Origin of the sequence: Microcoleus sp. PH2017_28_MFU_U_A, from assembly GCF_020738035.1 — a bacterium.
In the GTDB taxonomy this organism is placed as follows: domain Bacteria; phylum Cyanobacteriota; class Cyanobacteriia; order Cyanobacteriales; family Microcoleaceae; genus Microcoleus.
The window spans coordinates 185007-193772 of the sequence record NZ_JAEQCX010000026.1; the positions used below are offsets into that span (position 1 = coordinate 185007).

20 protein-coding genes are annotated in these 8766 nt (G+C 42.0%); 7 read left to right on the plus strand and 13 right to left on the minus strand.

The genetic code is table 11. From position 1 onward, the window contains the following. Positions 1–172: 172 nt before the first annotated feature. Both JGK14_RS03255 and JGK14_RS03260 read left to right on the plus strand, forming a co-directional pair. Positions 173–1351 (plus strand): hypothetical protein, encoded by a 1179-nt coding sequence (locus tag JGK14_RS03255; protein ID WP_325314761.1) that lies wholly within the window; start codon positions 173–175, stop codon positions 1349–1351. Beyond that, complete coding sequence (locus tag JGK14_RS03260) at positions 1348–2787, plus strand: WD40 repeat domain-containing protein (RefSeq protein ID WP_325314762.1); 1440 nt, start codon at positions 1348–1350, stop codon at positions 2785–2787. Before JGK14_RS03255 ends, JGK14_RS03260 begins: the two co-directional genes overlap by 4 nt. Positions 2788–2892: 105 nt before the next feature. Here JGK14_RS03260 and JGK14_RS03265 read toward each other — a convergent pair whose 3' ends face one another. The 11 genes from JGK14_RS03265 to JGK14_RS03315 form a co-directional block, all read right to left on the minus strand. Further along, the gene (locus tag JGK14_RS03265; RefSeq protein WP_325314763.1) at positions 2893–3117 is read right to left on the minus strand and encodes a hypothetical protein; all 225 of its coding nucleotides are present in this window, start codon (positions 3115–3117) and stop codon (positions 2893–2895) included. Between the two features lie 79 nt (positions 3118–3196). After that, complete coding sequence (locus JGK14_RS03270; protein ID WP_293176690.1) at positions 3197–3403, minus strand: hypothetical protein; 207 nt, start codon at positions 3401–3403, stop codon at positions 3197–3199. A 117-nt stretch (positions 3404–3520) separates the two neighbouring features. After that, the gene (locus JGK14_RS03275; RefSeq protein WP_293189140.1) at positions 3521–3817 is read right to left on the minus strand and encodes a type II toxin-antitoxin system RelE family toxin; all 297 of its coding nucleotides are present in this window, start codon (positions 3815–3817) and stop codon (positions 3521–3523) included. After that, positions 3792–4022, minus strand: a complete 231-nt coding sequence (locus tag JGK14_RS03280; RefSeq protein WP_325314764.1) for a hypothetical protein — start codon at positions 4020–4022, stop codon at positions 3792–3794. Before JGK14_RS03280 ends, JGK14_RS03275 begins: the two co-directional genes overlap by 26 nt. A 111-nt stretch (positions 4023–4133) precedes the next feature. Then, positions 4134–4469, minus strand: coding sequence for a DUF5615 family PIN-like protein (locus JGK14_RS03285; RefSeq protein WP_293189136.1), 336 nt, complete (start codon positions 4467–4469; stop codon positions 4134–4136). 27 nt (positions 4470–4496) lie between these two features. Continuing rightward, positions 4497–4721, minus strand: coding sequence for a DUF433 domain-containing protein (locus JGK14_RS03290; RefSeq protein WP_293325782.1), 225 nt, complete (start codon positions 4719–4721; stop codon positions 4497–4499). 120 nt (positions 4722–4841) lie between these two features. Next, the gene (locus tag JGK14_RS03295; protein WP_293325785.1) at positions 4842–5096 is read right to left on the minus strand and encodes a hypothetical protein; all 255 of its coding nucleotides are present in this window, start codon (positions 5094–5096) and stop codon (positions 4842–4844) included. 31 nt (positions 5097–5127) lie between these two features. After that, positions 5128–5400, minus strand: coding sequence for a hypothetical protein (locus JGK14_RS03300; RefSeq protein ID WP_293325790.1), 273 nt, complete (start codon positions 5398–5400; stop codon positions 5128–5130). Between the two features lie 71 nt (positions 5401–5471). Then, positions 5472–5723, minus strand: coding sequence for a type II toxin-antitoxin system RelE family toxin (locus JGK14_RS03305; RefSeq protein ID WP_293206817.1), 252 nt, complete (start codon positions 5721–5723; stop codon positions 5472–5474). Further along, positions 5720–5962, minus strand: a complete 243-nt coding sequence (locus JGK14_RS03310) for a hypothetical protein (protein ID WP_293206815.1) — start codon at positions 5960–5962, stop codon at positions 5720–5722. The genes JGK14_RS03305 and JGK14_RS03310 overlap by 4 nt, the downstream gene beginning before the upstream one ends. Positions 5963–6065: 103 nt before the next feature. Beyond that, positions 6066–6263 (minus strand): hypothetical protein, encoded by a 198-nt coding sequence (locus JGK14_RS03315; protein ID WP_293325794.1) that lies wholly within the window; start codon positions 6261–6263, stop codon positions 6066–6068. A 155-nt stretch (positions 6264–6418) separates the two neighbouring features. Between JGK14_RS03315 and JGK14_RS03320 the strand changes: the two genes are divergently transcribed. The 4 genes from JGK14_RS03320 (at position 6419) to JGK14_RS03335 (ending at position 7225) form a co-directional block, all read left to right on the plus strand. Then, positions 6419–6679: a helix-turn-helix domain-containing protein gene (locus tag JGK14_RS03320; RefSeq protein ID WP_293325797.1), complete on the plus strand. Its 261-nt coding sequence runs from the start codon at positions 6419–6421 to the stop codon at positions 6677–6679. A gap of 36 nt (positions 6680–6715) precedes the next feature. Next, positions 6716–6850, plus strand: a complete 135-nt coding sequence (locus JGK14_RS03325) for a helix-turn-helix domain-containing protein (protein WP_293189126.1) — start codon at positions 6716–6718, stop codon at positions 6848–6850. Between the two features lie 82 nt (positions 6851–6932). Then, positions 6933–7067 (plus strand): hypothetical protein, encoded by a 135-nt coding sequence (locus tag JGK14_RS03330; RefSeq protein WP_293189124.1) that lies wholly within the window; start codon positions 6933–6935, stop codon positions 7065–7067. A gap of 20 nt (positions 7068–7087) precedes the next feature. Further along, on the plus strand, positions 7088–7225 hold the full coding sequence (locus tag JGK14_RS03335; protein WP_293206812.1) for a DUF6887 family protein: 138 nt from the start codon (positions 7088–7090) through the stop codon (positions 7223–7225). A gap of 30 nt (positions 7226–7255) precedes the next feature. Here the strand turns inward: JGK14_RS03335 and JGK14_RS03340 are convergent, their stop codons facing one another. Beyond that, entirely contained in the window at positions 7256–7813 is a 558-nt protein-coding gene (locus tag JGK14_RS03340) for an adenylate kinase (RefSeq protein ID WP_293189120.1), read from the minus strand. A gap of 135 nt (positions 7814–7948) precedes the next feature. Further along, positions 7949–8071, minus strand: a complete 123-nt coding sequence (locus tag JGK14_RS33960) for a hypothetical protein (protein ID WP_293196790.1) — start codon at positions 8069–8071, stop codon at positions 7949–7951. A 69-nt stretch (positions 8072–8140) separates the two neighbouring features. Here JGK14_RS33960 and JGK14_RS03345 point away from each other — a divergent pair, with 69 nt between their 5' ends. Next, a complete protein-coding gene (locus tag JGK14_RS03345) occupies positions 8141–8578 on the plus strand; it encodes a hypothetical protein (RefSeq protein ID WP_293200901.1) in 438 nt (145 codons plus the stop codon). Positions 8579–8766 lie beyond the last annotated feature (188 nt).

Genomic DNA, 8766 nt, shown 5'->3' on the forward strand with positions numbered 1-8766 from the left:
CGATCTTTCCGACATTTCCGACAAGATTCCGACATTTCCGACAAGATTCCGATATTTCCGATCTGCTTGTCTGAGGAAAGTCCCGACATTACCGATATACAAGAGTTACCTTTTGCGAGACAATATATACAAATACTTAATAATTCTTCATTATTCCTCTAACTGGTCAAGTATGAATACTTATACAGTCCTCATGCTAGGGCCACGTGGCTCAGGCAAAACGGTATTTTTAGCTAGTATGTACAATCAGTTATGTACCCAAGGGGAAGGAGGCTTTTTTCTGGAGCTTGAAAGTGTAGAAAAAAGCAAACAATTACACGATATTTATACACAAATAGCTTTTGAAGAAAAGTGGCCACTTGGAACACGACGCAGCGAAGTATCAGAATGGACTTTCACTTGTCGCGTACAAACGAAGGATCTGCCTATCTATCCAGCTTGCAAGTTCACCTATTTAGATTATGCAGGTGGTTTGTTAACTGACCAGACAGACGAAGATGATCCGAAATTTGATGAGCAAGTCAAGAAAGCAGATGCTTTACTTGGCTTGCTGGATGGTCAAAGACTTTGTGCGTTGATGCAAAATGAAAAACTAGGCCAAAAGTGGGCAGTCAACGAGCTACCTAGAATTCTCAGCATCATGCAAAAAACTGGCAAGCCGATCCATTTTATAATCAGCAAGTGGGATATTGTAGAAAAGAAATACACCCTCGAACAGATACGGGATTGTTTGCTGAAAGAAATTCCACATTTTAAAAATTTAGTCTTTAATTATAACAAGGCTGGAAAACCAATTAGATTAATTCCTGTGAGTGCAGTGGGTAAAGACTTTGTTACTATGAAACCAGATGGCAGTATGGAAAAAAATCTGAACATATTGCCCCAACCCTTTCAAGTAGAAATTCCTTTAGCTTGCATCCTGCCCGATTTAATTCAAGCTGATTGCAAAGAGGCCATAGACAAAATGAGAGAAGAACTTAACAGTCCGATCGAAGTTAAGGCAAATCTAAAATGGTGGGAGCAAGTGGGTCAAGTTGTTGGCGGAGGGCTAAAAGCAGCGCAAGACATCCTACCTATCCTAGGGGACTTATTCCTACCTAGAAAATATACAGCCTTGCAGGATGTAGTCCTAAAGATGGTTGAATTTGCTAGTGAATATGCGGAAGCACCAGCCAAGCAAAAGCAAGAAGCAGCAGATAAAAGATCCGAAGAGTTAAGCAAGGAACGAGAAGAATTATTCAAAAAAGTAGAGGATGAAGAAACGGCATTCAAATACGCTCTTAATTGTTTCCTATCTGTTCAAAATGACCTTATTCGCAACTTTCCCGAATCAGATTTAAAATTGCCATGAAAAATACTACAGCTTGGAGTTTTTTGGTTGGTTGTAATCAGTCTCTTGACTACCGAACAGTGGTCGCCCCAAATTTCATGTGTGAGTCTGGTATAGCTGGTTTACTTGCTAGAGTAACAGAAGGAGACTTGACGGAAAAAGGAACAGCATTCTACCGAGAAATTCATAACTCTAAAGTCGGAGATATAACTTTGATTTTCCGAGTAATAGAGGCAATAGCAGAAGATACTGGCATTTCAGGTAACGGCGTTCTCAAAGACCTTTTTGGTAGAGAAATTTATTTAATAGAAGGCATCGCTCTAAAAGGAATAGTGCCAAATATTGTGACGACTGCGAACAATCTGGAAGAAGCTCACAAGCGGGTTTTAGGAGATTATAGTAAGTTTTGGGAGGCTGAGGATTCGGTTTCTGCTGTTGCTTCAGACTCTTTTACATTGCAGAGCAAAGGAGAAGAAACGGGTTTAAAATATAACAAACTTAAGCCTTACGTCGCAGGTAATAAGGTTGCAGCTACTAAGTGGGAGCGCCTGTATCCAGAACCACAACGTTTTGAAGGTGCAATTCACTCTATTGCAATTTTTCCAGATGGAAAAAATATTGCTATCCGATATGGCGATCGCAAAATTGTTGTTTGGAGTGTGCAGGACAAACAAGAACTCTATTCCTTGTCAAATTTAAGGGGGCTGACAGGAGGGTATCCCACTCCGATCGCGATCGACCCCACAGGGCATTTCCTTACAACTGCTATGATTGAGAGCCTAGATCAAAATAAAGTCAAAGTGTGGCACTTGGATACAAAGGAACCTAAAGATATAGGAAACTTAGGAATAGGTTTGGCTCATAGAGTTACATCAGTAGCCTTTACCCCCGATAGTAAAACAGTTATTATTGGGAGTGCTGATAGTAGGATTAAGTTGTTAGATGCTAGAGCAGAAGGGCTAGAAATTGGTACACTGTCAAGCCATGCTGGGCAGGTAAAATGTCTGGCTGTTGATTTGAATAATTGGTTTCTTGCTAGTGGGGACAGCAAGGGAGAAGTTAGACTCTGGAATTTACGAACTCACAAACAAGTTATACTTATTCAAGGACATTCACTGCCTGTTAATTCACTAGCTTTTAGTCCAGACGGTCAAACGCTTCTTAGTGGAAGTGATGACCACACAATCAAGTTTTGGAATGTAAAAACAGGCGATAATTCTAATGTTTTGGAATTCGATTATGACATTACATCAGTAGTTTTTAGCTCTGATGGGAATTTGTTTGCAACTGGAGACTACGGCGGTAATATCCAAATTTGGGATTTCCAAAGTAAGAAAGATATTTTTAAGGAGCGCGTACATTCCGCAGCAGTTACTTCAGTAGTTTTCAGTCCCGACGGGCGTACTCTGATTAGTGGCAGTAAGGATAGTACAATTGCAGTGTGGCAGCAAAAATAGGCTATACTTTCAGTTCATCATTAAAGTAGTACATCAGAATAGCAATTTAGTATCGAGAGAAGTGAGTGAAGCGCAGCTATCCCGTAGGGAATCGCCCTTATCTTCCTAAAGTGCGATCGCCTTCATGCCAAGTTTTCGATAAACTTCCCCAGCTTCGATGCTGCTTTCTCCTGCTTGCTTGCGCTTCATTGACTCTAACAATTTCAGCTTGACTTCTTCCTTAACTTCTAAACCTGCATCAGCATCGCCCAAATATTCTTCTAAACACTGTTCAACGGTATGTCGAATCAAGTCCCGCAGTTGCTCAACTGTCATATCTTTGACTTGCATCTTAATCTCCTAGTCTGTGGGATTATCGATAAATAATAGCAACTTTAGTACAGTTGTCTCTGTAACTGAGCTATCCATTTCATGAATTTCGTTCCCGATCGACATATTCTTGAGCATCAATCCCATGCCAAATTTCCTTACCCAAACCTGATAATTCTAAAATACTGCGCTTGGGTGATAGAATCACCCGTTGACGAATATGTGTAAACAATTCAGAGATGAGTCGCATTTGCTCATCTGGTGCAAGTTTGAGAACCTGATTCAGTACCGTGCTGTAAGTAGACATAGACTCTGCATTAAGATTTTTGGGCTGATTGTCATTATAGCAATTTAGGATCGAGGGGACTGCGCGCGATCGCAGCTATCCCGTAGGAAATCGCCCTTATCTTCCCTGCATTGCGCCCTAATACACTTCACGACGATGAGCAATAACAGTCACAACCACCCGCTTTTGCTCCTCATCAATGTCATAAACAACCCGATAATCTCCAACGCGATAGCGATAGTATCCAGCTAAGTCGCCTTTGAGTTGCTTAATATTTGGATGACTGCGAGGGTCAGTTTTCAACATTTCAAAACATCGATCTAGCTTGCGTTGTAAAGAAGCTGATGCTTCTTCAAAAAACTCCTGAGCATCAAAGCTAAGAACCACTGAATAAAAATTCAGATTTTCATCAGTATTTTCGTTTGAGTTGCTCAACGGTCGTCACCTTACCTGCTGCTACATCCTTTTGGGCTTTATTAAATGCTTCTATAAAACCGGGAATTTTCAATAATTCCACCGTAGCTTCATTGCTTTCACGTTCTGCTAAATAAGCTAAAAAATCAGCCACAACGAGCAGCCGTTCAGGAGATAAGCTATCTATCGATTGCTTAAGGTTCTGGCGAAGTTCTTGAGTTTTCATAGTTCATAGCTGTTGAAAATTATTAGAGCTACCTGTTTAATTATACCAGATAGTCTGAAATTCACCAAAGTTAGATCGCCCTTTTATTCCAAGACCAAACTAATTAACTCCCTATCTCAGAGGTTTTCTGAACCGATGTCCATCAGGTTCTACAACGACAAATGACCCTTTTAGTTCTACTTCAGAGTAATTTTCTATAACTCCTGCTAGTTCCTTATGAACTTCATTCACCATTTTAGGTAAGACTCGAAGGTAAATCACACCTGTTCCGATCGCCCTCACAAAAACAAGAATTCCGTAATCTCTGTCTCGCGTAACCAGGATGCGATTTTCTGTTTGGGCTACTCTCAGTATTTCTTCATCACTTGCTTGCGCTAGACCCATTTGAGCGACCACAATTACATCATGTCCTGCATCAATCAAAAACTTTGTGGTGACAGCGTACACATCTTAGTCTATCAGAAATTTCATAATTTAAGCTAATGTCAAATGCACATCGACCGCCGCCACCAGTGCGATCGCATACCGCAAGCACGCCCGAATATCATCCATTTCCAAATCTGGATAGTAATCTTGGATAATTTCTCCAAAAGAAAGCCCTTCATTTAGTAATTCGAGAACGCTCTGTACAGTAATGCGCGTACCCACTATGCAAGGCTTACCGAAGTGAATTTGAGGGTTGACGGAGATTCTGTCCATTTTGACCACGCAGCTCTATGTCTCTTCTATTTTAAGTCATCAAGTAGGCGATCGCAACTTGTCTCTTTTCACCAGCGAGCCGATCGCCATTTTTTCCCAAAAGTGCGATATTATTCATCCCTACCAGGGAAGTGGACGATCTTGACGCAATTCTCGCTGCCATTCCACAGGATCGATAATATCAGCAAAGACATTACTTGCTGCAATTTTTTCCAATATTTCAACTATTCTCTGACGGCGAAGCTCAGCACTTAAAGTCGATCGCTCTTCTTGCAAAGTAACGTAAACTTTGACAGGCTCATCGCCCTGTTTTGGAACCTCATTAGCCCATTCTAAAAGGTTTCCCTTCAATATAGCCTGAAATATTCGCTGCATAGCTAATATCAACTATTCTTTATTTTTATTATTATAGCTCTTGATGACTGCCTCGCCCCTTTTCTTTCCTCTCTTGCTCATCCCATTCTGCTCTAAGTTGCAACTGGAATTCCAAAGCATCCACACGATACGGCAAAAAACCGCGCCATCTCTTTAAATTTTTCCTGGACAATCTTTCACTGCTACCCTGAATATGGGTTGTTAGGCGATCGCGCATCAATGCTGACAATACTTCTAAAAGCTGCTGTTGCTCGTCAGGAGTGAGACTTTGAGCCTGACTCAGTACCTCGCTATAAGTAGACATAGGCTTTATGTTGAGATTTTTTGGCTGATTGTTATTATAGCAATTTAGGAGCTAGGGAAATGCGATCGCCCTTATTTGTAAACATCCCCCCTAGAATTAATCGCAGTCACAACATATACTTGGTTTTCGCTGTCTTCTGCAAAAAGTATCCGATATTTACCCACTCGCAGCCTTAATTCAGGACGACCTTTAAGTTGCTTAATGTCAAGCCCTCTATCGTCACTTACTAAAGTATCTAAAGCCTTGACAATTCGTACTTGGTCATCCGGTTGCATTCGCGATAAATAGCGTTCTGCTGCTTTCAGGAGAATGTAGTCAGTCAATGTTTTTCTCCAAATAGCTTCCGTTTGAGTTCTTGGGAGGATATCCCCCGATCGCGACCAGCTTTATAATCTTGCCAAGCAGCTTCACTCTCTGCTATTTCTTCTGCTGAAATCACTTCATCATCTTCTGCAACTTCTTCTCGTAACTGAATCATTTTTTTCAAGTCTTCTAATAACCGCAGTTGGTCTGCAAGCGTGAGGCTTTTAACTTGATTCAGTACCTTGCTATAAGTAAACATAGACTTGGTTGTAAGAGTTTTTGCTTGCTCTCTATTATATCTCAATTTACAATTCTGGGAAATGCGATCGCCCTTTTATTCCCAAAGTGCGATCGCTCTTATATTATCTTGCACAATTTGTTAGCTGCTGCGAATTCACCTCAAAGGCGATCGCAAACTCCACTTGCGGCAGCAATCTTTTGATAATCCGCAAGTGTTCCTCGCCGTCGTTTCGGCGGCGAAAACGCGCCACAGTCAGGCGTTGCAGGTTGGGCAAGTGACGGTAAATCACCCACGGGTAAAGTTGTTGTTTGTAGTTCATCGTTGTTCTGTCATAGATTGCGAGCAAAATGAGACACTAGAAAGGCAGGACAAGTTAACCCCTAACTAGCTTTTAGTGGTTTGTCCTCTCTTAGTTACTTTAACGCCATTATGACGCGCCAAATATCGTATGTCAATATGACGCGCCAAATCTTTATGAAAAAAGACAGAAGGCCTCAAGATAGTGATTCACCAATAGAGACGCTGAGAATTGAGCGGACGCAGCTTTCTCAGGCGGAATTTGCGGTGCAGTGCGGTATCCCCTTGCGAACTTATCAGCGGTGGATTTCCGGCGAAACAGAAGCAAAACCAACGCCTCGGCAGTGGAAAACCATCATGCGATTGCTACAAATTGAATCAGCCCTGGAAATTCCCGATGATTTCGGACCGATCGCTGTGAAGGAAAATGAAGATTAGAAAACCATCGCTTTCAGGGCGATCGTACCCGGTATTATGACAAAGCGAAGACAACCTCAAGAAGAAGCTGGCGAATCACTGCTTAAAAAACTGAGAGATGAGTTAGGAATGTCCCAAGAAGAATTTGCTCGGCAAATTGGGACATCGGTACGGACTGTGAGTCGCTCTTAAGCCGGAGATAACGTGCCGACATTCACAATTGCCCAAATGAAAGCTTTGGCAAATTTTTTGCGATCGCGTGGGTTAACTCTTGATGACTTGCCCGATCGCTTTGGCCCGCCTGAGTGAGGAGGTGAGAAAAATAGGATACGATCGCCCTCGATTTGCCTTCGATCGAACGAAAGAGGAGTATTTTCGCAGAGCGATCGCCCTTGATACTATATTATAAATAGATGGGAATATTGAGCCATGAATAACGTCAATTATGCTGGAATTAGCGATCGCAAATTAAAGCGATACATTCTCACCTACAGAGACGATCGCAAAGCTTTCTATGCCTATGTAGTGACTTTCAAAGCACAAACTATCGAGGAAGTTCGCCAATAATTTCCAAGTTCGATCGACGATGATAGAATTTTAGTCCGCTTGTGAGGCTGCTGCACCATTTTCAAAGTTAAACTCATTTTCAATTGATTCAAAAAATTGCGAAATCTGCTCAGTCGATGTGATGTGATAAACATTTTTGGTACTTCGTGCCCGATCGATATATTCGCGATATTTTGGGTTCAAATATTTGTCGCACAACCAAAGCACGCGGTAACTGGTAAGCGAACTCTTTAATATTGGGGTGTTTTCCGGCCAGCCTGCGGGTGGTTTAAAGTAACCCGACATCAGTCTTTTAGTCACCCACCAGAAATGCACGTATAGCGGTAGATCGATAAAAACCAGGGTATCCGCCTCATCAAGTCGCAGCCAGAGGGTTTCTATGCAACCAAACCCGTCAATAACCCATCTGTCAGTCTGCAAAATTTCTTGATGGGCGCGCTTAAAATCTTCCTTTGGAACCTCAGCGCCGCCCGATCGATATTGAATCTTGTCTAAGATGTGAAGGGGCAATCCAGTGATGTCCGATAATCTCTTGCTGAGAGTGGATTTACCGCCTCCGGTGTTGCCAAATACTGCTACTTTTTGCATAGCTACTCCTGCGCCCGAGTTCAAGTTTAATTTTAGCCGATCGACTTTGCGAACAAGTCCAGAGCGCGATCGACTTTTCGATACCGCTGCATTCTACAATAATTGAAAATGGTATGATTCCCCGGGTTCCGGCTGCTAGCGGCGAGGTGCGTACATAATCACCAAAACGCCCAGCAATGCAATCCACCCTCCTAGTAAATCGTATTTATCAGGAGCAACGCGATCGACAATCGGGCCTATACAAAAAGCAACAAAGATTGCATCTTATCTCCGATCGAATGTCTTGCTGCTAACATTAAATCATTGATTTTTCCAGGGATTACTGCGATGGCTAAGTCTAAAACTTACATTGGCAAATTAAAACCTCGATATTCCTTCATGCTGAACCCGTATAGCGATATCCGGTTGAGCAAATGTCCGAAGTGTGAAAAACTGACACATCTGCGGAAATTTGCTTTGTTTATCTGGATTGAGGGCCTGGGCCCACTCATACAGGGAAAAACCTGTCGCTACTGCTCTAAATGCGAGTTAATTATGGCGCATCAAGATGAATTGGAGGCAGAATTGATATTAGGCTTGCAGAAAATCGCACCGCAGGCGATCGGAAATGACTATTTTGTTGTCGGAACCTTCGATAAAAAGGTGTGGCAGGGCGGACTCAAAAATGAAGAGAATTATTTGAACTCGGAAATGTTCAACTATTTGGCTGATTTCAAAACAATGCTGGATTTGGAGGTTGAACCGGGAGGTTGGTATCTAGAGTAGGTATTCGATTTGGGGAGTTGCTGGTGCGATCGTAGGGAATCGTCTCTTATAATTAAAGACTTAGCATTTTATTTTTGAGCAGGTACGTTGGGGAGCATCCCACTTTTGCAATCAGTATAAATACTCAGACAATTGTCTGTCTGACTAAGTTGATGGCATAATAGAAAGCAAATAAATTACCATAATCC

Coding starts and splice junctions, on each gene's coding strand:
- JGK14_RS03335 (WP_293206812.1), top strand. CDS start 7,088: ATGAATAACGTCAATTATGCTGGAATTAGCGATCGCAAATTAAAGCGA.
- JGK14_RS03340 (WP_293189120.1), bottom strand. CDS start 7,813: ATGCAAAAAGTAGCAGTATTTGGCAACACCGGAGGCGGTAAATCCACT.
- JGK14_RS03345 (WP_293200901.1), top strand. CDS start 8,141: ATGGCTAAGTCTAAAACTTACATTGGCAAATTAAAACCTCGATATTCC.
- JGK14_RS03265 (WP_325314763.1), bottom strand. CDS start 3,117: ATGCAAGTCAAAGATATGACAGTTGAGCAACTGCGGGACTTGATTCGA.
- JGK14_RS03270 (WP_293176690.1), bottom strand. CDS start 3,403: ATGTCTACTTACAGCACGGTACTGAATCAGGTTCTCAAACTTGCACCA.
- JGK14_RS03315 (WP_293325794.1), bottom strand. CDS start 6,263: ATGAACTACAAACAACAACTTTACCCGTGGGTGATTTACCGTCACTTG.
- JGK14_RS03330 (WP_293189124.1), top strand. CDS start 6,933: ATGACTTGCCCGATCGCTTTGGCCCGCCTGAGTGAGGAGGTGAGAAAA.
- JGK14_RS03290 (WP_293325782.1), bottom strand. CDS start 4,721: ATGGACAGAATCTCCGTCAACCCTCAAATTCACTTCGGTAAGCCTTGC.
- JGK14_RS03260 (WP_325314762.1), top strand. CDS start 1,348: ATGAAAAATACTACAGCTTGGAGTTTTTTGGTTGGTTGTAATCAGTCT.
- JGK14_RS03255 (WP_325314761.1), top strand. CDS start 173: ATGAATACTTATACAGTCCTCATGCTAGGGCCACGTGGCTCAGGCAAA.
- JGK14_RS03300 (WP_293325790.1), bottom strand. CDS start 5,400: ATGTCTACTTATAGCGAGGTACTGAGTCAGGCTCAAAGTCTCACTCCT.
- JGK14_RS03295 (WP_293325785.1), bottom strand. CDS start 5,096: ATGCAGCGAATATTTCAGGCTATATTGAAGGGAAACCTTTTAGAATGG.
- JGK14_RS03320 (WP_293325797.1), top strand. CDS start 6,419: ATGAAAAAAGACAGAAGGCCTCAAGATAGTGATTCACCAATAGAGACG.
- JGK14_RS03310 (WP_293206815.1), bottom strand. CDS start 5,962: ATGTTTACTTATAGCAAGGTACTGAATCAAGTTAAAAGCCTCACGCTT.
- JGK14_RS03280 (WP_325314764.1), bottom strand. CDS start 4,022: ATGAAAACTCAAGAACTTCGCCAGAACCTTAAGCAATCGATAGATAGC.
- JGK14_RS03325 (WP_293189126.1), top strand. CDS start 6,716: ATGACAAAGCGAAGACAACCTCAAGAAGAAGCTGGCGAATCACTGCTT.